The 22,080-nt window shown below is 40.0% G+C and carries 25 protein-coding genes, 1 pseudogene and 2 riboswitches; of the genes and pseudogenes, 16 read left to right on the top strand and 10 right to left on the bottom strand.

Going from position 1 to position 22,080, the window contains the following annotated elements; all coding sequences use genetic code 11:
- The first annotated feature begins 74 nt into the window (after positions 1–74).
- The 4 genes from ACFVS1_RS14840 to ACFVS1_RS14825 all read left to right on the top strand — a co-directional run bounded on the left by ACFVS1_RS14840 (position 75) and on the right by ACFVS1_RS14825 (position 3,553).
- Positions 75–1,484, top strand: coding sequence for a C40 family peptidase (locus tag ACFVS1_RS14840; RefSeq protein ID WP_387548410.1), 1,410 nt, complete (start codon positions 75–77; stop codon positions 1,482–1,484).
- A gap of 196 nt (positions 1,485–1,680) precedes the next feature.
- The gene (locus ACFVS1_RS14835; RefSeq protein WP_352922651.1) at positions 1,681–2,115 is read left to right on the top strand and encodes a hypothetical protein; all 435 of its coding nucleotides are present in this window, start codon (positions 1,681–1,683) and stop codon (positions 2,113–2,115) included.
- Entirely contained in the window at positions 2,103–2,402 is a 300-nt protein-coding gene (locus tag ACFVS1_RS14830) for a YxcD family protein (RefSeq protein WP_387548407.1), read from the top strand. The genes ACFVS1_RS14835 and ACFVS1_RS14830 overlap by 13 nt, the downstream gene beginning before the upstream one ends.
- A 176-nt stretch (positions 2,403–2,578) precedes the next feature.
- Positions 2,579–3,553: an aldose 1-epimerase gene (locus tag ACFVS1_RS14825; RefSeq protein WP_387548405.1), complete on the top strand. Its 975-nt coding sequence runs from the start codon at positions 2,579–2,581 to the stop codon at positions 3,551–3,553.
- A gap of 40 nt (positions 3,554–3,593) precedes the next feature.
- On the opposite strand, the gene ACFVS1_RS14820 is transcribed toward ACFVS1_RS14825, so the two are convergent.
- Entirely contained in the window at positions 3,594–4,982 is a 1,389-nt protein-coding gene (locus ACFVS1_RS14820; protein WP_387548403.1) for an amino acid permease, read from the bottom strand.
- Positions 4,983–5,507: 525 nt separating this feature from the next.
- On the opposite strand from ACFVS1_RS14820, the gene ACFVS1_RS14815 reads away from it, so the two are divergent.
- The 5 genes and pseudogenes from ACFVS1_RS14815 (at position 5,508) to ACFVS1_RS14795 (ending at position 8,425) form a co-directional block, all read left to right on the top strand.
- The gene (locus ACFVS1_RS14815; protein WP_352921805.1) at positions 5,508–5,675 is read left to right on the top strand and encodes a YezD family protein; all 168 of its coding nucleotides are present in this window, start codon (positions 5,508–5,510) and stop codon (positions 5,673–5,675) included.
- Between the two features lie 284 nt (positions 5,676–5,959).
- A pseudogene (locus tag ACFVS1_RS14810) lies at positions 5,960–6,772 on the top strand (transposase); the annotation flags it as partial.
- A gap of 169 nt (positions 6,773–6,941) precedes the next feature.
- Positions 6,942–7,727 (top strand): serine hydrolase, encoded by a 786-nt coding sequence (locus ACFVS1_RS14805; RefSeq protein ID WP_387548399.1) that lies wholly within the window; start codon positions 6,942–6,944, stop codon positions 7,725–7,727.
- Between the two features lie 397 nt (positions 7,728–8,124).
- A complete protein-coding gene (locus ACFVS1_RS14800) occupies positions 8,125–8,235 on the top strand; it encodes a hypothetical protein (protein WP_387549375.1) in 111 nt (36 codons plus the stop codon).
- A gap of 16 nt (positions 8,236–8,251) precedes the next feature.
- Positions 8,252–8,425, top strand: coding sequence for a hypothetical protein (locus ACFVS1_RS14795; protein WP_483878251.1), 174 nt, complete (start codon positions 8,252–8,254; stop codon positions 8,423–8,425).
- Positions 8,426–8,459: 34 nt separating this feature from the next.
- On the opposite strand, the gene ACFVS1_RS14790 is transcribed toward ACFVS1_RS14795, so the two are convergent.
- On the bottom strand, positions 8,460–8,720 hold the full coding sequence (locus ACFVS1_RS14790; RefSeq protein WP_387548396.1) for a hypothetical protein: 261 nt from the start codon (positions 8,718–8,720) through the stop codon (positions 8,460–8,462).
- A gap of 285 nt (positions 8,721–9,005) precedes the next feature.
- On the opposite strand from ACFVS1_RS14790, the gene cspC reads away from it, so the two are divergent.
- The 3 genes from cspC (at position 9,006) to ACFVS1_RS14775 (ending at position 10,915) form a co-directional block, all read left to right on the top strand.
- Positions 9,006–9,206: a cold shock protein CspC gene (gene cspC, locus ACFVS1_RS14785; protein WP_010331195.1), complete on the top strand. Its 201-nt coding sequence runs from the start codon at positions 9,006–9,008 to the stop codon at positions 9,204–9,206.
- A gap of 614 nt (positions 9,207–9,820) precedes the next feature.
- Entirely contained in the window at positions 9,821–9,880 is a 60-nt protein-coding gene (locus tag ACFVS1_RS14780; protein WP_387549371.1) for a hypothetical protein, read from the top strand.
- A 783-nt stretch (positions 9,881–10,663) separates the two neighbouring features.
- The gene (locus tag ACFVS1_RS14775) at positions 10,664–10,915 is read left to right on the top strand and encodes a hypothetical protein (protein ID WP_387548393.1); all 252 of its coding nucleotides are present in this window, start codon (positions 10,664–10,666) and stop codon (positions 10,913–10,915) included.
- Between the two features lie 430 nt (positions 10,916–11,345).
- On the opposite strand, the gene ACFVS1_RS14770 is transcribed toward ACFVS1_RS14775, so the two are convergent.
- Together ACFVS1_RS14770 and ACFVS1_RS14765 are read right to left on the bottom strand one after the other, a co-directional pair.
- Positions 11,346–12,578, bottom strand: coding sequence for an aminopeptidase (locus ACFVS1_RS14770; RefSeq protein WP_387548390.1), 1,233 nt, complete (start codon positions 12,576–12,578; stop codon positions 11,346–11,348).
- A 293-nt stretch (positions 12,579–12,871) separates the two neighbouring features.
- Entirely contained in the window at positions 12,872–14,359 is a 1,488-nt protein-coding gene (locus tag ACFVS1_RS14765) for an aldehyde dehydrogenase family protein (RefSeq protein WP_352921795.1), read from the bottom strand.
- A gap of 269 nt (positions 14,360–14,628) precedes the next feature.
- Here ACFVS1_RS14765 and ACFVS1_RS14760 point away from each other — a divergent pair, with 269 nt between their 5' ends.
- Positions 14,629–15,834, top strand: coding sequence for an MFS transporter (locus tag ACFVS1_RS14760; RefSeq protein ID WP_352921793.1), 1,206 nt, complete (start codon positions 14,629–14,631; stop codon positions 15,832–15,834).
- Between the two features lie 39 nt (positions 15,835–15,873).
- Here ACFVS1_RS14760 and thiE read toward each other — a convergent pair whose 3' ends face one another.
- From thiE to tenA, 5 genes are read right to left on the bottom strand one after another with little or no spacing between them, the layout of a single operon-like run.
- A complete protein-coding gene (thiE, locus tag ACFVS1_RS14755) occupies positions 15,874–16,506 on the bottom strand; it encodes a thiamine phosphate synthase (RefSeq protein ID WP_387548387.1) in 633 nt (210 codons plus the stop codon).
- Complete coding sequence (gene thiM, locus ACFVS1_RS14750) at positions 16,487–17,302, bottom strand: hydroxyethylthiazole kinase (RefSeq protein ID WP_387548384.1); 816 nt, start codon at positions 17,300–17,302, stop codon at positions 16,487–16,489. Before thiM ends, thiE begins: the two co-directional genes overlap by 20 nt.
- Before the next feature lies 1 nt (position 17,303).
- Positions 17,304–18,107, bottom strand: coding sequence for a bifunctional hydroxymethylpyrimidine kinase/phosphomethylpyrimidine kinase (gene thiD, locus ACFVS1_RS14745; RefSeq protein ID WP_387548382.1), 804 nt, complete (start codon positions 18,105–18,107; stop codon positions 17,304–17,306).
- Positions 18,076–18,597 (bottom strand): energy coupling factor transporter S component ThiW, encoded by a 522-nt coding sequence (gene thiW / locus ACFVS1_RS14740; RefSeq protein WP_352922645.1) that lies wholly within the window; start codon positions 18,595–18,597, stop codon positions 18,076–18,078. Before thiW ends, thiD begins: the two co-directional genes overlap by 32 nt.
- Positions 18,598–18,609: 12 nt before the next feature.
- Positions 18,610–19,299 (bottom strand): thiaminase II, encoded by a 690-nt coding sequence (gene tenA, locus ACFVS1_RS14735; protein WP_387548379.1) that lies wholly within the window; start codon positions 19,297–19,299, stop codon positions 18,610–18,612.
- 89 nt (positions 19,300–19,388) lie between these two features.
- Positions 19,389–19,493: riboswitch (TPP riboswitch) on the bottom strand.
- A 159-nt stretch (positions 19,494–19,652) separates the two neighbouring features.
- A riboswitch (SAM riboswitch) is annotated at positions 19,653–19,757 on the top strand.
- A 175-nt stretch (positions 19,758–19,932) separates the two neighbouring features.
- On the opposite strand from tenA, the gene ACFVS1_RS14730 reads away from it, so the two are divergent.
- Both ACFVS1_RS14730 and ACFVS1_RS14725 read left to right on the top strand, forming a co-directional pair.
- Positions 19,933–20,121, top strand: a complete 189-nt coding sequence (locus tag ACFVS1_RS14730) for a Fur-regulated basic protein FbpA (RefSeq protein WP_207437698.1) — start codon at positions 19,933–19,935, stop codon at positions 20,119–20,121.
- A gap of 250 nt (positions 20,122–20,371) precedes the next feature.
- On the top strand, positions 20,372–20,566 hold the full coding sequence (locus ACFVS1_RS14725; protein WP_352921784.1) for a Spo0E family sporulation regulatory protein-aspartic acid phosphatase: 195 nt from the start codon (positions 20,372–20,374) through the stop codon (positions 20,564–20,566).
- A 68-nt stretch (positions 20,567–20,634) separates the two neighbouring features.
- Here ACFVS1_RS14725 and ACFVS1_RS14720 read toward each other — a convergent pair whose 3' ends face one another.
- Complete coding sequence (locus ACFVS1_RS14720) at positions 20,635–21,141, bottom strand: GNAT family N-acetyltransferase (RefSeq protein ID WP_387548375.1); 507 nt, start codon at positions 21,139–21,141, stop codon at positions 20,635–20,637.
- A 217-nt stretch (positions 21,142–21,358) separates the two neighbouring features.
- Here ACFVS1_RS14720 and ACFVS1_RS14715 point away from each other — a divergent pair, with 217 nt between their 5' ends.
- Complete coding sequence (locus tag ACFVS1_RS14715; protein ID WP_387548373.1) at positions 21,359–22,060, top strand: GDSL-type esterase/lipase family protein; 702 nt, start codon at positions 21,359–21,361, stop codon at positions 22,058–22,060.
- Positions 22,061–22,080: the final 20 nt, after the last annotated feature.

Genomic DNA, 22,080 nt, shown 5'->3' with positions numbered 1-22,080 from the left:
TGTTTTGACTAAGTATTTTTCATAGAGAAAAAGAAGTGGGTCGATGGAAATGCAAGGGGAGGAAAGCAGGGGAAATGAGTTTGAAGAAAAAACTTATCGTATTGAACACGACAATTATGCTTGGATTAGGAAGCGCTTTTGCCATACCGTCTGTAAAAGCTGAATCCGCCACGGACGTCACGGACATTCAATCGCAACGTACGGGAATACAATCAGATATTTCAGAGGCGGAACAAGTTATTCAGCAATTGAAAAAAGAACAATCGAAAATGAATGCCCAAATTGCCCAAATCGAATCGGCAATGAAAGAAAACGATCAAAAAATCAAAGATACTAAACTAGAAATTAAAGACACCGAAAAAGACATAGATTCTTTAAAGAAAGAAATTAACGCGTTGGAAGAAAGAATCGCAAAACGCGAGGAAGTCCTGAAAGAGCGCGCGCTTTCATTCCAAGAGAGCGGCGGGGACGTTGAGTACCTAGAGGTTGTTTTAGGCTCTAAAAGCTTTGGTGAATTCGTTAATCGTGTTGGAGCTGTAGCCACTATCGTGGAAGCAGACCAACAGATTCTTAGCGAGCAAGAAGCGGATAAAGCTGACTTAGAGAAAAAACAAGCGACCGTTGAGAAAAAATTGCAAAGCCTTAAGGATATGGAAGTAGAGCTTAAAGGCATGCAATCTCAAATTAAAGATCAAAAAGCTGAAACTGTCAACATGAAGGCTAAGATTGAAAAGAAAGAATCGGAAACAGAAGCGCTAAAACAATCTTTAGAGAATAAAGATGCCGGTTTAGAAGCACAAATAGCTTCCATCCGTGAAAATATCAAAAAAGAGGAAGAACGTAAAGCAGCAGAGAAAGCAGATCTTGACCGTGCTGCTGAAGAAGTGAATACTTCAAATTCTTCCAGTGAAGAATCATCAAGCTCTTCTAACGAAGAATCATCAAGTTCTTCTAACGAAGAATCATCAAGTTCGTCCAAAGGCGAAGCTTCGGCAAAAGCTTCTTCTAAAGTTGAATCGTCTTCAAATTCAGCTAAAAACAGTTCTGCTGCTAAACCTGCAGCCAGTAAAACGGAAGCATCAAGCAAGCCAAGCAGTGCAAATACAGGATCTGCCATTACAGCAGGTTATAAATATATCGGTAACTCCACATATAAATTTGGTGGCGGAAGAACGGCATCCGATATCGCTAACGGTCTTTTCGATTGTTCAGCATTCGTTGCATGGGCTTATAAACAAGCTGGTGTGAACCTTCCAGCAAGTACGGATGCATTGAAAAATGCAGGACGTCAAGTTTCTGATAGTCAAAAACAACCTGGAGATTTAGTATTTTTCAATACGTATAAAACTGATGGGCATGTCGGAATTTATGTCGGCGGCGGCAAGTTTATCGGTTCCCAAAGTTCAACAGGTGTTGCAATTGCCAATATGGAAAGTGGATATTGGGCAGGTGTATACAACGGCCGTGTCGTTCGTGTAAACTAATAGTTCAAAAATAAGCAGGGGGAAAATGCCCCTGCTTATTTTTTTGAAAAAAATCAAAAAAAAATGAAACTTATTTTGAATTTCAACGTAAATACTATAAGATAAAACAAGGATAGGTGATGTGGACTTTCAGTAAATCTGGGAAAACATATAAGAAACAACATTTCATACTATTAAACGGAGGAATAAAAACATGATGAAAAAACTTATGGCTGCATTACTTACAATTACACTAGCATTCTCGCCTGTCGGCACTTATGTATTCCAGGATCATGCGGAGTCTGTCGATGCAAGGGGCTACAAGTCCGGTAAAAGAAGCTTTAACAGCAACAACAATAATAATTCGAATTTCCAAAATAAACAAACGAAGAAATCCGATGCTACTACTGCCAATAAAGCTAAGACTGGAAACACATTTGCAAAAGGCGGCTTAATGAAAGGACTTATGTTAGGTGGACTGGCAGGTTTACTTTTTGGCAGCCTATTCGCCAATATGGGAATGCTTGGCTCTATACTTGGTCTATTAATCAACGTGTTGGCGGTTGTGGTATTAATCGTTGTAATCCGTAAAATATTCACATATTTCAAGGATAAGAAGAAGAAAGAGGATGCAAATCCATGGAGAGGCTAAAGATTTCCGAACAAGATATCATCAATGCGGTTTGTGTTTACATTTCCCGTAAAAAGCAGGTACAACCCAATGAGGTAGAAGTGGAGTTAATGTATGATGATGAGTATGGCTTTTCGGCGGAAGCGTTTGTCGATGGCCGGAAACAAGTGTTAATTACCATCAACTTGATAGAAGCGCTACGTTTATGGCTGGATGAATACATGAATAAAGATCCATACTCGGGTATTGAACTTGTTTTGGATGATGAAGAAGGAATAGTGGCATTAGTAAGTGAAAGTAATAGATAAGTAAAAAAGGGTGCCTTAACGGCATCCTTTTTTTATTTAATAAGGTATAAGCAGATCGGTACGAATGCTAGATTGCCAACATACATATAATATAATGAATTATATTTTCCATTTGTTGCAAAAAATGGCCGGTGGAAGTAGGATTAGTATATGTTCAAGTCAAAGGAGGAGAATAAGTGACAGGTTACATAGAAGATATCACTTTTTTAAATGAAAAGGCCCTAAAATTCGGCAATGAAAAAGTGGAAGCGATACTTGCGCCATCTTTAGGAAGCAATCTGCTTTCGTTTAAGTACAAGCAAAAGGACATTGAGGTGCTGAGAACTCCAGTTTGTCTGGAAGAGTATAAAAAGGCTCCCATTTTATACGGAATGCCTATCCTGTTTCCTCCTAATCGAATTGAAGATGGTCAATTTACATATAAGGGCACTGAGTATAGGTTTCCGGTCAATGAAAGGGAAAAATTCAATCATATACATGGTTTTTTACATGACAAGCCTTGGCAAGTCTGCAAAAGGGAAGTGAACGGGAAAGAAATCGTCATTAATACTGAATTTTCAAGCAGCGAATTTGATCTAAAAGATAGCTTTCCACAAGATATCACTGTGAATATGTCTTTATCTTTAAGGGCTGAAACATTGGATATAAAATTGGAAATCACCAACAAGGGCATTGAACCCTTTCCTTGGGGGGCAGGTTATCATACAGTTTTCAATTTTCCATTTGGACGAGGGGGGAAATTGGAGCATTGCAGAATATCTCTTCCCGTCAATAAACATTGGGAGTTGAATGAAAGGTCATTGCCCACTGGTGCAATTCATGAAACGGCCAATACATTTGAAATCCAAAACGGCTTTAGCTTGGAGGGCCGGCTGTTTGATGACCTATTTGGCTATGATGAGGAAAGAGCCCTCGAAAACGAGTGCATTCTCACTGACCAAGAGGCTGGCATACAGGTCATCTATCATGCTGATCCACAGTTTAAGTTTTGGGTATTATTCAACCAGGAGGGGTACGTCTGTCCTGAACCATATACATGGGTAACGAATGCTCCTAATTTGGATTTGTCAGCAAAATTGACTGGATTGAGGGAGTTAAGATCAGGTGAAACGGTTCAGCTGAGAACTTTATTGTCAATAAAGGATATATAAAAAAACACCTTGGCACTTATTGATGCCAAGGTGTTTAAGGTTATGCTTTTTTTCTCATCCAGATTGGGTATAGGACGATTCCGAATACATATAAGGCAATGCCAAGTATGAATGTATTCATATCGGCTGTACCTGTCTTGATGACCCAAATCGAGTAGATTAACGCCAGGATGGTAATAATTCCATCACGTACCCTTGAACCTTTCATGATGTCATAGGTTTCCCCAGTCATGACCAGTTTCAATTGATACAGAACGGATGCAAGATACGGGATCAAGTAAGCGAGTGTAGCGACGATCATCGAAAATTTATAAGCCTCCAAAATCGTACCCGAAATAGTGGAGAATAAGAATATCTGTGTCATGATATTTGTTATTGTCATAGAACGGACGGGTGTGCCATTTTTGTTCGCTTTCGCAAAATAGGCCGGAAACAGATCCGATTTCGCTGCCTGATAGGGAACCTCAGATGCAACGACAATCCATCCGATTGTCGATCCCAATAAGGAAATGACGGCAAGTGCAGCCATTAAATACGTGCCGCTTGAACCAACAACTGCTTGTAGTGCGTCAACAAGCGGTTTTTGTGATATTTTCAAATCGTCTTGTGAGATGGCACCCATCGTCAATAAAGTAATGCCGATATAAATGGCAACAGCGATAAGTAAACCAAGAATCGTCGCTTTCTTTACATCATTTTGTGACTTGGCACGGTTTGAAAGCATGACGGCAGCTTCAATACCGATGAAGGCCCATAATGTTGAAATTGCAGCAGCATTCACTTGATCACCTAAAGAGATGGCTGAACCCGCTTTATCATAAAATTCAGCTCCGTTTCCTAGATTGGAAGTATCGAAGATGAATATCGTGATAATGATGAAGAATAAGAATCCAAGCACTTTGGTAACTGTAGCAAAAAGATTCATTTTCCCAGCACTGTTAAAACTTCTTACCAAGATTGCCTGAATCCCCCAAAGGGCAATGGAACATACCGCAAACGTTAATGCTTTACCTAGTTCAAGTTGAAACGAACCCGCTGTATAAATCACTTTCGTACTATGCATCACCGGGAAAAACGTTGATAGGTAACCAGCAAATGAGATGATGACAGAAGCTGTCGCAGCCCAATTCGCAGCCCAATAGCCCCAAGCCATGCTATATCCTGAAACCCTTCCTTTAGCAGGAGATTTAAATAATGATTGAGCATAACTTTGCGGTCCAGCCTTCAAATCCGGTTTCCGGACTGCCAGGTTACCAAACACCAAAGCTATTAGAAATACTCCCAGTCCAGTAACAATCCATGCCAATGTGGCCCCTAATGGACTGGATACCTGTGCTAATTGAGCAGGGAGCATGAAAATTCCGCCGCCGACCATATTTCCAATTACGAAAGTGGTCAAAATCAATAAACCCCATTTTTTATTTACCATTTATATCGAACCTTTCTTATATACAAAGTGTGTGTTTATACCGAGAACTTATACTAAAATAGTATATCTCAAATAGTTTAGTTTGGTAAAGTGGTAAATAAGTAAAATGTAAAACGCGGACTAATCAGAAAATTTAAACAGATGATTGACAATAGGAGAAAAATGGATTATATTAGTAAATACCAAGTTAGTTGGTAAGAATAATGTGGTTTGTGGCTTGAATCGTATTCTTCTATAACATAAGCAACTCCCGAATATTGCCGATTAGTCAACTAAAGGCACCCTTACATCTAATCTGATTAGATGGCGGGTGCCTTTTACTTTTTATAGTGAAGGGAGGGGAATATGGAGTTCCTATTAACTGGTTATTCTTATTCGGAAAGTAAAGTGATGAGGATATGATAGGTAAACCAAGTTCCTCAAGAAAACATTGAAAGTGGGAAGCACCTGCGCTTTTCATGCGATCACTTTTAACATTAGGCATGAAACGAAGCTTTATTACCAGTAGTGAAGGGGAGAGATATTATGGAAAAGAAAGAAGAATTGAAAATCAGGCATATCATTTCAAGCTTGGACGATCTGCAATATGGATCAGTTTTAATAACCGTGCATGACGGTAAAATCACACAGGTGGATACAACCGAGAAGAAACGATTTCCATTAGCGAAGAGCCGGACAGTTAATGCCAGGTGAATATCTGTTATTAAGGGAGCTTTCGATAGGAAGGCTCTCAGACTGTAGACAAACCCGATGAAAATCGAGTTTGTCTATTTTTATGGCTTGTACAATTTGGACGTTGATTTACACTCTAGGCACTCGCTTTCCGCGGGCGGTCGGGGAGCCTCCTCGGCTTTCGCCTGCGGGGTCTCCCCTAGACGCGCTTTTCCCGCAGGAGTCTCGTACCTTCCGTTCCAATCAACTATGTTTAAAATTTTTCTTTGCCGTACGATTTTCTTTTCAAATTTGCGCTTATTCGCACACGAGCATATCAAGTACGTCTTCAAGATGAAATCAATCAAGGTCGTGAAAACCATGGAAAGAAGCCTTTTCCACCAGATAAATGTGATAAGGAAGAAACCAGAGCAATTAAAGAAAGTACTACGGATCCTGAGAGGGGCTACTATGTGAAAGATGAACCAACAAAACAGTTTGCCTATTCATTCCACGCGGCCGCAGACCGCAACGGATTTGTATTGGGAACGATTGTAACATCTGTTATTACACATGACAGTCATATTTTGGAGCGACTAGTTGAGCAAGTTATTGAGAAAGGTGGATAAGCAGCTTACAAAACACCAGCGATTACAATCTACCTATTTAACAAAGAAATCACACCTGCTTTACCCTATACTCGTCCTCGAAAAAAGAAGGATTCTTTTGCAACCATGAATATGTTTAAGATGAACACTTTGATTGTTATCTTTGCCCTTCAGGAGAAACTTTAAAGTACTCAACAACAAATAAAGAGGGCTATCGCGAGTACAAATCGCCAAAACAAATTTGTGAAACATGCTCATATTTATCACGGTGTACAGAAAGCAAAGACCATCAAAAAATAGTGACACGGCATATCTGGCAAGCATATGTGGGAGAGCAGATCATCTGCGTCATCATCAAGATGTAATACCTATATATGCGAAACGCAAAAACAAACGATTGAGCGTGTATTCGCAGATGCAAAAGAAAAGCAAGGTATGCGTTGGATTACTTTAAGGGGACTTAAAAAATTGTCGATGCAAGCGATGCTTACTTTCGCTGTCATTAATGTAAAGAAGATGGCCACGTGGTCATGTATAAAATGGGTACCCTTCAATATGAAGGCTCTTTTTTTATACAAAAATTTATTCAACTTGGAATTTATAAGAAGATTGTACTGCTTTTAACATGGTAGAATAAGTTAGGGGATAAGGGATTTTTTTATAGGAATTAAATGATATTTAAGGGAGGAACAGGGGATAGATGACCTTACAGACTATAGAACATGATATCTTGGCATTAGTTGAAACATATAATGGGAGAATCGCATATAAAATTGAGAATGGACTTGGGGACATGATTGGATATCACGAGCATGAATCCTTTCAATCCGCGAGTTTGATCAAAATACCAATGATCATCGAAGGTTATCGTCAAAGTGAACAAAAGAAAATCTATTTGAACCAACCAGTGACCATCCCGCCTAATGAAGTGACAGGGGGATCCGGGGTCCTGCATGTCTTATCGAACAAGGTATTTTTAACCGTAGAGGATTTATTGACATTGATGATAACCGTTTCCGACAATACATCCACGAATATGATGATGAACCTGCTCGGCTTTGAGGAAATCAATCAATGCATCAAGGAACTTGGTTTGAAAAATACTGTCCTTGAACGAAAAATGCAGGATTTTAAGGCACTAAAAGAAGGGCGCGACAATACCATATCGGCGGAAGATACGATTACCTGCTTAAAAGCCATACATACAGGCAATTTTTTAACGAAAGAAAGCCAGGAAAGAATCTTGCGTGTATTTGACAATCAGCAATTAAGGGATAAACTTCCATCACTGATGGGCAGAGGGGTCAAGGTCGCAAGCAAAACGGGCGGAATTCGGGGAGTTGCCCATGATTGCGCAATCATTCGGTCAGAAACACAAACTGTTTATGCTGCAGTTCTTACTGAAGATATGAAATCAGAGGAAGAAAGCCGTCAAGTAATCAGTAAAATTGGAAAACTGATATATGATGATATGGTTACAGAATAAGCTGTTTATTTAAATACTTTTGGAAGAGCGGGAAGTCTTTCATGATTTCCCGCTCTTCGATCTTAGTTATGAGGGAGTCAGTGGGAAAGCATGTTATATAAGGAAAGGGAAAAGAACAGGGAAAAACTTTAAAGAAATTTTGTGTAATTAGTATCATTGCAGTACTGGGGTATTTTGGTTTTTTGCACATGAAAATTCAAGAAATCATTCACCAGAAAATTCCGTAAAATGCCAATTATCTCATTATTCTTGGAGCAAGGGTCAAAGGCTCGGTGCCATCAATATCCTTATAATACAGGATTATTAAAGCGCAGAATATCTATAGGCTAATAAACATACAGTGGCCATTGTATCTGGCGGCAAAGGACCGGGAGAAGAAATATCGGAAGCAAAAGCAATGCAACAGGGGCTAATCGCCCAAGGAATTGAAGAAGCACGCATCATGATGGAAGACGAATCTACAACAACCCACGAAAAATATTGTTTTCTCAAAAGACCTCATTCCTGATACAGCAGCTTTAGGATTGATCGTTAGTAATGACTTTCATATCTACCGGGCAGTCAAAATAGCAAAAAGAGAAGGCTTGGACATGAAGGGAATGCCGGCAAAGACACCAAAAGTGTCATTATTGAAATCATACATCCGTGAATATCTGGCCATTATCAAATACTATTCGATTGAGTTGATTGGGAGGTAAATGTGTATGATTTTAAAGATGTGGGGTGCTTTCATTATTCGACTTCAACGACAACATAAGGAACTTCCCAAAAATCTTTCTCTTGATAAAGCTCCTTAAGTGTTTTATAAACGGGGTACCCAGTATAAGAAATCTCGACCCGTTCATCAGCATCCACTTCTTCCACATCTATATCATCAACAAAACCAAGTTGATCATCGATTTCCATTAAATAATATCCGAGTGCCTCATACCCGCTATAGGCTACAATAACCTTACGGTCAAAACCGCTATTAGAAACTTTGTAATATTTCATTAAGTGACCTCCTTGTTGATCCTTCTTTAAGTGAAAATCGTACGGTTTCTTATTACTCTGATATACCCATTAATTACTATCTGAATCATTAAATTGGATAAATAAAGAAAATAAAAAGAAAAAAATGTGAAGCCCATTTAAAATATCACTGGATAATTTGCTATCTGCATCAATTCATGTTAATCTAATATAGAATTGTTTTTGATTGTGGCAGAGGATACTCGTTATTTTCCAAATGATTGAAAATAGTAATACATGTGTGTTATGCACTAGGAGGCAACAACAATGGAACAAGGTACAGTTAAATGGTTTAATGCAGAAAAAGGTTTTGGATTTATCGAACGTGAAAACGGAGACGACGTATTCGTACATTTCTCAGCTATCCAAAGCGAAGGCTTCAAGTCTTTAGACGAAGGTCAAAAAGTAACTTTCGACGTTGAGCAAGGTGCTCGTGGAGCTCAAGCTGCTAACGTTCAAAAAGCTTAATTTTAAAATTAAATCGTAACCTATATGAACAGACTTCCTCGATGGGAGTCTGTTTTTTATTGTGCTAAAAAATGAAAAAAAAATCCCACTCTGACTGAGTAGGTTTTTAGTGACTTGTCATTAAGCTTTTTTTAATTCTTCTTCAAAGAAAAAAGTAGTCGGATGTTCTTTTACAGTATAAGAATATCTCTTCATGTTTTTTACATATGCCCATTTATTAATGGTTACTGATTCATTAGTATCCTGAATAGTTACTGTTTCACCAGTATTATACTTATTGCTTTTCAATTTAGCCACCCTCTTTAATAATAGTATAACATATTTGGCGATGAAAGATGTATTCAAGATATTCCAATGATATAAAGGGGCATGCCATGTCAGTTCGGAAGTGCCGTCGATGTAGGTTGGAAACGTTGGAATTTTTTTGATTAAGAGGATAAAAAAAAGCTGCTTTTTGTGACCACATGTGACCACTGTGTGACCAGAGAAAGTGCAGTTATAATAAGCCTCTTCCATTCTTAGAGAGAGGTTTATTTGTATTTCTTTATCCAAAGCCATTGTAGAAGCAATTGGAAAAGAAATAATCTGGTGAGAATCCTCCATATGGTGAGCGGATTGGAGAGCGAAAAGCGGTAGAGCAATTGTATAAAGAAAATGGGTCAAGCTTTCGCTAAGCTTGGTAATGACGTCCCATCCAGATTTTGATAGACTATATGGCAAATTGGCTACAAAAAAAACGGAAGCTATTTAATAGGTTTATACAACTGATTACTATCTATATATTGGCTTATTCAAAAATTCATATAAAAAAGAAGTTCCATTTATTTTTGGAACTTCTTTTTTATATGAATGGAATCACGAACTTTCAGACAGATTTTTTAGTCTTATTTATTTCGTTACAGGAGCGGTCACACCTTTGGTCACAACTCCTTTAATAACGCATGTTTTTGGGTTTCAAAAGCGGTCACTAAAATAGGCGAAAACGTCTTGATAACGTCATATTCTCATTCACAACCCCCAAATAACCTAAGCCTTCTTACTAATCCGTGCCACAATCTCCATTAAATCATCAGGACTATGAAATTCAATCGGCGAAAATCGAAATGAATTGTATCAGTTTCTATCATCAATAGATTCTTCTTGTTAATTTCCTTAAATGGAATCTATCTCTGAAATCGTTTATGAGTCCTTTGACAAATGTACTGCCATGTTTCATTCGCAGCTCGGTTTCAGATGTATTGCTCAATAATCTGGGCAGTGGCTTCGACGACTTGGTGGATTTCAAAGTGTTCCTGGATTTCCCTATTGGCGCTCGTTTCCTTTTGAATAAGTGGCTAGAATTTTTCTTGAATAATTAGATAGTAAATTTGCCTTTTTTGTGTGTAGCGTGACAAAAGAATGAACCAAGCTGTCTGAAATTGCATTAAATATATTAACAATGAAAAGAGGTGAATTATATGTCTGGTTCTGGTTCTAGATCTGTTGATGTAGTTACGATTCTTTGGGAAAGAGCTACGTTAATACCTTTAGCTCAGCGTACAATTGTACAAGCTACAATGATTGGAAGTGCTGCTCCTTGTACTGCCAATTTAGAGCGTGGTGATTCCTACAGAGCTGCTGTACGTTGTTTACTTGGAAATAGATTTGTACAAGTATTGAACCTTGACTTCGGGCGAAACGGAGTTGCCGTGTTCATCCGTTTATTCTAGGATATTAATGGGGGGACAAAGTATTTTGATTTAAAATACTTTGTCTTTTTTATACATACATAAAAACCACCAGTCATTAAGATTGGCGGTTTTATCAACTAATACAGGATTTTTAAGTAGGTAGCGGAACATAATCTTAATGAATTTCTAGCTGGTGTTAATCCGATTACATTACCTTTTGATTAATTTATTCAAGATTTGTCGATTTGTAGCGGTAGTACATATCAAAACTTATATTAGCTTTAATAAATGTTGTATTAACCCTAGAAGAATATTTTCTAAGCGGGCTGGTTATACAACTATTCAAAATTACGTTATATGAATAGCCACGTGCTTCCTAGTATGCAGAAACACGTGGCTGATGAATAGTGACCATTTCTGTGTACACTCAAGGTTTTAGACCTTCAAGCCTTCTATATCAACGCTTTAATTAAAACGCCCAATCCCCGTTACGGAAGACAGGTTCTGAAGAGCCGTCCTGTTTGATGCCGTCGATGTTCATTTTCTCCGATCCAATCATGAAATCGACATGTGTAAGGCTTTCATTCAGTCCATTTTCTGCAAGCTCTTCTGGTGTCATGTTTTTTCCGCCTTCAATACAGAAAGCATAGGAGCTGCCGATAGCGAGATGGTTTGATGCATTTTCATCGAATAATGTATTGAAGAATAAAACATTCGATTGGGAAATTGGTGAGTTGGATGGAACAAGTGCCACTTCACCAAGATAGTGTGAACCTTCATCCGTTTCAACCAATTGCTTTAGGATTTCTTCCCCTTCTTCAGCTTTTACTTCAATGATCCGTCCTTCCTTAAAGGTCACGGAAAAATTATTGATGATGTTGCCGCCGTAACTAAGTGGTTTCGTACTGGAAACCGTACCGTTAACGCCTGTTTTCAATGGAACTGTAAACACTTCTTCGGTTGGCATGTTAGCCATGAATTCATGGCCCTGTACGTTAACGCTTCCTGCTCCGACCCAAAGATGTTTGTCGGGTAACTCAATTGTCAAGTCGGTTCCAGGTGCCGTGTAATGCAATTTTTGGTAATGCTTATCATTTAAGTAATCAACCTTTTCATGAAGGGTATCATCGTGTTTTTTCCAGGCCTCTACAGGATCCTTCACATCAACACGAACTGCTTTGAAAATGGCATCCCATAGCAGGTCAACGCGTTTACCTTCTGCTTCTTCAGGGAATACTTTATCAGCCCAAGCCTTTGAAGGGACGGCAACTATGGACCAGCTCACTTTATCGGATTGCATATACTGACGCCACTTCTTCAGAGCCGTCCCCGATGCTTTTTGGAAGTTGGCAATCCTTTCAGGCTTTACACCTTTTAATAAGTCCGGGCTGGAGGAGATGACGGATAGATAGGCAGCTCCGTTTTCTGCAAGTTCGATCGTTTCTTCTGCACGCCATTTTGGATATTCGTGGAACACCTCGTCCGGAGCCAGTTCATATTTGGTACGTGAAACGATATCGTCATTCCAATTAACGATGACATTGCGCGCACCGTTCTCATATGCCTTTTTTACAATGAGACGCACAAGTTCAGCGCCATCTAATGTTGTGTTTACGACCAAGGTTTGGTCTTGCTGGATGTTTACGCCGACTTTTACGGCAAGTTCTGCATATTTTTCTAAATTCGTTTGAAAATCACTCATCATTTTAAATCTCCTTTTCCATTTTCTACATTTATAATTGTACTTTTTGTGATATAAAAAAGAAACTTTTTACAACGATTGTGAAAATTAATAGTATACGAAGGAGTTCATCATAACTGGCAAGGAGCTGCTCCAGCAGCTATTTTGTCTATCATGCATTTTACCAAAACTAAAGAAGGAAAGACTATTGAAAAGGTTTGATTAGTTGAATAATTCAATGATTCTGTACAGCGAATCAATGGACTGAAAGAAAGAGGGTCTCTTTGAGACCCTCTTTCTTAATAGTCAATACATCATTTACCCAAATTAATCCAGACGCTTTTCACTTCAGAATAGTTGTCCAGTGCATAAGATCCCATTTCACGTCCGATTCCGGATTGTTTGTAGCCGCCGAACGGGGAAGCTGCGTCGAACGCGTTATAACAGTTCACCCATACTGTACCGGCACGGAGTTTCCCTGCAACATAATGGGCATTGGCTATATCGCTTGTCCATAAGCCGGCAGCCAATCCATATTCACTGGCATTTGCACGGTTAATGACATCATCTAAATCATCGAATGGCATGGCCGCTATGACCGGTCCGAAAATCTCTTCTTTGGCAATCGTCATATCCTCTTCAACACCAGCGAATATAGTAGGAGAAACAAAGTAGCCTTGTTCACCCGGTTTATTTCCGCCGACAAGTACTTCCGCACCCTCGTTTTTCCCCTTTTCAATATAACCCATTACCCGATTTTGCTGCTCCTCGGAAACAAGCGGTCCAATTTGTGTACTTGGATCCAGACCTATCCCTTGTTTGATGTTTTTTGCATGGCTGGCCATATCGGCAACCACATTATCATAATGTTTCTTTTGAATATAAACCCTTGAACCGGCACAGCATACCTGACCTTGGTTAAACATGACCCCATTCAAAGCTCCAGGGATGGCTTTTGAGAAATCAGCATCAGGCAGGATGATGTTTGGCGATTTCCCTCCAAGTTCCAATGTGACCCGTTTCAATGAGTATGAAGCGGAGCGCATGATCAATTTTCCCACTTCGGTCGAACCGGTAAATGCGATTTTATTTACTTGCGGATGGTCGACAAGTGCTTGTCCAGCGGTTTCACCAAAACCGGGTACGATATTGACGACACCATCAGGGAAACCGGCCTCAGCCAATAATTCAGCCAGGTAAAGAGCGGAAAGCGGTGTTTGCTCAGCAGGCTTTAATATGACTGTACAACCTGTAGCAAGTGCCGCTCCGAGTTTCCACATCGCCATAAGAAGCGGAAAGTTCCATGGGATGATTTGGCCGACAACACCAACAGCCTCGTGTTTTGTGTAGTTAAAATAATTTCCGCTTACCGGAATGGTCTGCCCGACAATCTTGGTGGACCAGCCAGCAAAATATCTCATATGTTCTATCGCTAAAGGAATGTCGGCATTGGTCGTTTCATTGATTGGTTTTCCATTATCCAACGTTTCCAATTGAGCAAGTTCAGTTTTATTTTCTTCCATTAAGTCGGCTAGTTTATACATAAGTCTACTGCGTGCAGCCGCGCTCATCCTTGACCAAGGACCTTCATCGAATGCTTTGCGAGCTGCTTTGACGGCTAAGTCAATATCTTCTTTATCCGCTTCATAAACATCGGCAAGCTTTTGTCCCGTGGCAGGATTGGGAGTGGAGAAGGTTTTTTTTGAAGCACTTTCTACAAACTGACCATTAATATAGAGCTTTTTTGGTCCTGTTAAAAATTTTTGCAGCTTTCCACTTACTTCTAACGTTAGATTTGTCATTAATTACCCTCCTGAATAAAATAATTATCTTGGGCTAAACATGATGACTTATTGTTAACGCTATGATTGCCAATTTTTATGATAAATGAAAAAAAGGGAATATTCAATCTATAACATTCGACAGAATATCCAAGAATTCTTCATCATTTTAAAAATGAAGTATTTTTTTGTCATGACATCTGTAATTACTATAGCAAAAATGAAAGTTAATAGTTAAAATGAATAAGGATAAAATAACAAGAAGGTCGAAAGTTCTTCAGGAGGAATATATGGGAAATGATGCGAAAATGATATCGCAGCGTAAGCTACTTGGTGTTGCGGGTCTTGGATGGATGTTCGATGCACTTGATGTCGGTATGCTTTCTTTCATTATAGTTGCTTTAAGACAGGAATGGAACTTAACCAGTGAGCAGGTTGGCTGGATTGGAAGCATAAACTCCATAGGAATGGCTGTTGGAGCTGTATTCTTTGGTGCGATGGCCGACAGGGTCGGACGGAAGAATGTTTTTATCATTACACTATTATTGTTTTCAATCGCAAGTGGCCTGTCTGCAGCAGTCAGTACACTCAGCTTGTTCTTGGTCTTGCGATTTTTGATTGGAATGGGACTGGGAGGAGAACTTCCGGTTGCCTCGACATTGGTCTCTGAAAGTGTTGAAGCGAGTAAAAGGGGAAGGGTCGTCGTCCTTCTTGAAAGCTTTTGGGCGGTTGGCTGGATTTTGGCAGCACTCATATCCTATTTCATCATACCGGCTTATGGTTGGCGGGTTGCCTTGTTATTGAGCGCCGTACCCGCTTTATATGCGCTGTATCTGCGCTTGAAACTGCCGGATTCACCGAAGTATACGGAACTTGAAAAAAAGCAGAGACCATCTGTATTAAGCAATATGAAAAGTGTCTGGAAAAAGGAATACTCCCGTCAGACCCTTGTGTTGTGGGTTTTATGGTTTTGCGTCGTCTTTTCTTATTATGGGATGTTTTTATGGCTTCCAAGTGTGATGGTCCTAAAAGGATTCAGCATGATTCAAAGCTTTGAATATGTATTGATCATGACGCTTGCACAGCTTCCGGGCTATTTTTCAGCTGCATGGCTGATAGAGAAGTTGGGACGTAAATTCGTTTTAATCACATACTTAATCGGAACGGCCGTCAGTGCCTTTTTCTTTGGATCAGCAGAGGGGCTGGCACTGCTGATAGTTTCCGGAATGTTCCTATCTTTCTTCAACCTAGGTGCATGGGGTGCACTTTATGCGTATACTCCTGAGCAGTATCCAACAGCAGTTCGTGGTACAGGTGCTGGTTTAGCCGCAGGGATCGGCAGGATCGGCGGTGTCCTGGGACCGTTGCTTGTAGGCTATTTAGTAGCTGCCGGCACCCCGATTTCATCGATTTTCACCATTTTTACAATGGCTATTTTAGTGGGGGCAGTTGCCGTAGCGTTTGGGAAGGAAACAAAGAATACCGTTTTGACATAAACAAAAGGATGGGGACTGTATTCAGTCCCCATCCTTTTGTTATTTAAAGTTTTTTATGATTTTTAAAAGGGATTCGGAGGCAGTCTTTGGACTTTCTGCATTCATGATGGCCGATACGACTGCGGTACCAGACAGCCCGCTAGCAGAAAGGTCGGAAATGTTATCGGCCGTTATACCCCCGATGGCTACGGCGGGAATGGATACGCTGCGGCAAATTTCCTCCAGATCCCCAATGGCCATTAAGGTTGCATCTTGTTTGGTCTTTGTAGGGAAAACGGAGCCGACTCCGATATAATCCGCTCCATTTCGTTCGGCTTCTAGAGCCTCCTCAAGAGTGGAGACAGATACACCGACAATCATATCTTCGGGAACCACTTTTTTGACGACAGGCAGTGGTAGGTCATCTTGCCCAATATGAATTCCATCCGCTGCAACAGCAAGGGCTATATCAACCCGGTCATTGATAATAAGGGGTATGGACAGCTCGTTCAATAACTGTTTTAATGCAAAAGCTTTATTATAAAAGGAGAGGGAGGAATTGTTTTTCTCTCTAAGCTGTACGATCGAGACTCCTCCTGAAACCGATTCTGCAATGATTTTGGTCAATTCTTCTATTGCCAGGGACTCGTCTGTAACTAAATACAGGCTAAAATCAATTTGGGACTTCTTCATTTATTTTCACCTCATGCATCCAGATTTCCTTATCCATTCTTGATATTGCATCGATTAATCGCACACGAAACGTTCCTGTTCCTTCATCCTTTTGAAGATTTTTGGCAGCTAGTTCCCCTGAAATGCTCATGGTTGAGATACCGGCAATCGCCGCAGAATAGAAATCATCGGTGACTCCGGAAAAAGTGCCGATAAGAGCTGTGGACATGCAACCGGTACCTGTAACATTAGTTAAAAGCAGGTTCCCGTTATCGATGATGGACGTATGTGTTCCATCGCTGACCGCATCCTTCGCTCCGCTGACCACGACGATGCAATTAAATTTTTTTGCCGCTTGAGCGGCCAGCTCTGCATTGCTGACCGCAAGCTCCTCCGAATCCACCCCGCGAGTAACGGTATCCCCACCCATCAATGAAAGAATCTCACTTGCATTTCCGCGAATGATTCGGAAAGTGACCTTCCTTAGAAGCTCTTTCACTTGCTCTGTACGATAGGCGGTGGCACCAACTCCCACCGGGTCCAAAATGACAGGGATATCCAGGTCATTTGCAGTCGAACCGGCAATCTCCATTGCTTCCAAGGCTTTATCATCGATCGTACCGAAATTCAGGACCAATGCATCCGCCAATTTGACCATATCCGCCACTTCTCTTGGGCTCGATGTCATCACTGGTGAACCACCGATGGCAAGGGTGGCATTTGCACAGTCGTTGACCGTAACAAAGTTGGTGATTTGATGAACGAGTGGTTTGCTTTCTCTTACCTTCACGAATAAATCGGCTGCGGAAACCTTCATGTTAAGTGTCACTCCGTTCTTTTTTAGAATATGAATGAAAATGATGGACAGGTCCATGACCTTTACCGATTGAAAAACTTTTGCGTATCGCTTCAGAAATATAAGTCTTGGCCTGTTCGATCGACTCTGGCAATGGCAGTCCATTTGCCAGGTTTGATGTAATGGCGGATGATAAGGTACAGCCCGTACCATGAGTGTTTTTTGTATGAATGCGCTCTCCCTTGATCCAGTGGAAGTCAGTCCCATCATAAAAAAGATCATTTGGATTTCCCGCTGCATGGCCGCCTTTAAGTAAAACGGATTTGGGACCCATTTCTTGTATTGAAATGCATGCTCTATAGAAATCTTGTTTCGTCCGTATCGACAAGCCAGTAAGTACTTCCGCTTCCGGTACATTTGGTGTTACAAGTGTTGCAAGCGGAAGCAAATCCGCTTTTAAGGCGGAGACAGCCTTTTCGTCGAGCAAATGGTGGCCGCTTTTGGAAATCATGACAGGGTCAAGGATAACGATGGCAGGCATGTAGGTTTTAAGGGACGCTGCGACTGTTTCCACGATTTCTTTTGATCCGAGCATGCCTATTTTTACTGCATCGACAGGAATATCTTCAAATATAGCTGCAATTTGGTCCGATATGATAGCTGTTTCTATTGGCTGTACAGAACGGACTTCCATTGTATTTTGTGCGGTTACGGCTGTGATGGCAGACATTCCAAAGACCCCATGTGCAGAAAATGTTTTTAAATCCGCTTGTATTCCAGCACCGCCCCCTGAATCAGAGCCGGCGATGGTTAATGCTGTTTTCATAAAAAAACCCCTTCATATAATTATTTTTTAGAAGTATTTTAAGTAATATGAAAGCTAAAATCGAACCTGCGAATGAACTGAGCATAAAAGCCGGTAAAAAACCAAAAAGAGCAGCTTTTTCTCCCAATAGGAGGATGGCAAGTGGATAACAGGCCAGGGAACCGAGAATGCCGGTCCCGATCACTTCACCTAAACAAGCGAATTTTAAGCTTTGTGTTTTTCGATAAAGGATGGCAGCCAAAAGTGCACCGATCATGCTGCCGGGAAAGGCGAATATTGAACCGGTACCAGACATGTTTCTAATGATGGAAACTAAGAAAGCTTGTGTCACAGCATAAGCAGGCCCCAATAGAACGGCCGTGAGGACATTTGCCAGATGCTGAACAGGAAAGACCTTTGCAAATCCTGCAGGGATGAAAATAAATGAACTGGTCAGCGTCGTAATAGCCGTGATCATGGCAGTCAACGTCAGTTTCTTGATAGGATTCATCATGTCTGCGACCTACAGCGGCCAATCCTGCTCATTTTGAACCATATCCCAGAATAAATATTCATATCGGGACGTAACCAAAAAGTGCTTTTCTAATCTAAGAAGTTCCTTTTCTGGCATGCCCTCCGTCAATTCTTCCAACAATGCGATCAGCCACTTGTGTGCTTCCCCGAATTCAGGCGATGAATAGGACCTTATCCAATCTGCGTAGCGATTGTTTTCCAATGCTGCTCCATTTTGTTCTTTTAATAGCAAACCGATTTCATAATAATCCCAAGCGCAGGGCAGGAGACAGGCGATCAAGTCTGCCAAAGTCCCATGCTGAGCTGCATTTAGCATGTAACCTGTATAGGCTAGAGTGGTGGGAGTAGGTTCTGTATCTTCCAATTCTTTGGAACTGATTCCGAATTCGGAAGCATAATGCCGATGGATATCCATTTCCACTTGAAGGGTTTCATTTAAAATACTCGAAAACTTTGCCATGGTTTCGATGTTATGAGCTTTGATGACACCTAAAGCGAAGAGCTTGGAATAATCCATGAGATAGATATAGTCCTGCTTCAGGTAATAGGCAAATTTCTTTTCAGGAAGCGTGCCGTTTCCAATTGCCTGGACAAAGGGATGTGAATGGTTCCTTTTCCAAATCTCTTTTGCCCGTGAATGAAGTCTATCACTGAATGTTTTTGTTTTAATATTCTCCATTGTTCATCCTCCTTCATAATGGTTCCCTTTGATAATGAAAAACCCCGTTCCTGAATACGGAACGGGGTAGATGGATATAGTCTGTGAATGGACGATATCATCCACTTCCCTCCGCCGGTATGAGCCGGTTCAGGTTCAAAGGGTCCGGAATTAATTCCATCTCAGTCTAAAAAAAGACTCCCCTAGTGGTGTGAATTGTATGTAATTACTGACATCATATCAGAAAGACAAGAAATTGCAACCCGTATTTAAAAGAGGGATAAACTTTATGTCAAGGAAAAAAGGGAGAACCAGGTAATTGACTTTTGATGATTATTAGGATAGAATCATTTCTACAACAATTATATATCGAATTCTTATCCAGAGAGGTGGAGGGACTTGGCCCTAAGAAACCTCGGCAGCGGACCCGTTTTGGGAACTGTGCTAAATCCAACAAGCTTATGCTTGGAAGATAAGAAGAGCCGTACGGACATTGTCAGCCTCTTCTTGAATTAGAAGGGGCTTTTATTTTTGGGAAATAACGTTTAGTGACATAATAGAAAAGGTATATATAATTTGGTGAAAATCAAATAAGTTGATAAAGTTAGCTAACTAGAAGCAGGCTCTAGGATGACTAGGAAAGGAGCCATTTACATGGCAGAATTATTTAAGAGGATTGAACAGAGGAAGGCAATGCTCATTGAAGAGCTATTGGCCAATGGAGTATACAAAACTTCTGATGAAAGGCACCTTTATGATGCCCCATTAAAAGTGCTTGAAGATGAATATAAGATTGTAATAAATAGACCTAATAACGAGTCACCTTCTGAATGGATGACTTAGTAAGCGATGGACTATATTTTGGGTTCTTGGATAGGGGATATGATTAAGCATTCACAGTACACCAGTGGGTGCTTTTTTGCGTTTAATAGGAAATGACATAAAATATACATAATTAAAGAATAAAGTAGGTGTTTTGTCACATTTAACCTATAAAATTACACATTTTATTTCTAAAAAATAGTTGATTTTAACTAGTGGTTTCATTATGATGAAAGTGTAAAAAAATTGAATAAATGGGAGGTGACATATAATGCCTTGCCGTAAGGTAACTATAGAAAAAGTAGAAGAAAAGAGACAGGAAATGATCAAATTGGCAGCAAGTTACGGCTTAACAAGTCTGCTAACTGTTCAAGCCAGTCAAGAATTGGATACGCTATTAAATGCGTTAGCAAGTAAAAGAGAGTCTGAATACTTTTCTCTCCAAAAAGCATATAGGTATTTTTAAATTAGCCAATTCGAACTGCATTAATTTGAAAAAGCTACTGCTCAAGGCAATAGCTCTAAAGAATTATCTTAAAAATCGACACGTTTACCAAGAATGATCAAATCCCGCTCAATGCCATCCAGCTCGGCAACTTGAGGTAAATGTGCCCATTCTTCAAACCCGAATTTGGAAAAAAGCTTAAGGCTCGGTAAATTGTGGGCGAAAATGAAACCCAATAAAGTCTTAATACCTAATTTTGGACTCCATTCAATTGCCTTTTGAATCGAAATTTGTCCGATTCCTTTTCCCCGGAAATAATCATCCATATAAATGCTGATTTCGGCAGTGGAATTATACGCCGGTCGGCCATAGAAGGATTGAAAGCTCATCCATCCAGCAGTTTTCCCTTCTATAGCAATGATATATAGCGGTCTACTTTCTGAATGATGTTCCTCAAACCATTTAACCCTCGATTGGACGGATACAGGCTCCGTATCCGCCGTGACCATTCTTGAAGCAATTGTCGAATTATATATTTCAACAATTTTGGGTAGATCAGATAGTTCTGCCTCTCTGAACTCTATGTGCTCTTCCATGATTTAAACTCCTGACTATCATTTATTCAATCTCCAGAATGAAGGGTAATCCCGTTTTTTGTTTAAGGGACGGTGAATGACACCCAATCCATTGAAAGTTTTTATTATCATACACTCTTTACTCTTTATCTGACAATTCTTTTTTATGTTACGTCTGCAGATTTTTGGGGTATGTAAAGGATTAAATACTTCTAGTAAAAAGACAGAGGAGAACCAAATGAAAAAGTTGACAGTTTTTTTGTTTATAGTACTGGTTATATGTTTTGCTGCATATGAATTTCAGGCCTCGGAGTCGAAAGATGTGCAAAGGGTGATGGCTTTTGGAGATTCGTTAACCTATGGAAAAGGGGATAAGGACGGGGAAGGATATATAGAAGGCCTGGAGGATGAATTGAATAACCCAGAATCGGAACAAAAGGTGAGTTTTTGGAATTACGGTATAAAAGGCCAGGAAACGGATGGGGTGATGAAACAGATTGATGATTACCGCATTAAAACGAAACTTGATGAAGCCGATACTTTCATCGTTTATATTGGAACGAATGACTTGATCAATAGTAATGGCGGGGACTTGGAGAAAATCAGTGATCGAAAAATCAATGAGGGTAAACGGGAGTATATCAACCATCTGCAAAAGATTACGTCAACACTGATAAAGGCAAATGATAAAGCGGATATTCTGGTAGTAGGACTATATAACCCAAATAAAGGAAATCGAAAACTTGAAAATCACATTCGCGATTATAACCAGTCAATAAAGGGAATAGCGGATAAAGACAATAGGATGTTATTCATTCCTACGAATGATCTTTTTGAAGGTAAAAAGAAAACAGAGTATTTCAGTGATAAGTTACATCCGAATGAAAAAGGGTACCAGCTCATTGCGAATCGGGTTTTGGAAAGTTATGATTTCAAATGAAAGCAAAAATGCACAGAAAG

Source organism: Peribacillus sp. NPDC058075, from assembly GCF_042885195.1.
Classification (GTDB): Bacteria; Bacillota; Bacilli; order Bacillales; family DSM-1321; genus Peribacillus.
The sequence above is the reverse complement of the archived record's forward strand: the minus strand, read 5'-3'. Positions and strand labels throughout refer to the sequence as shown.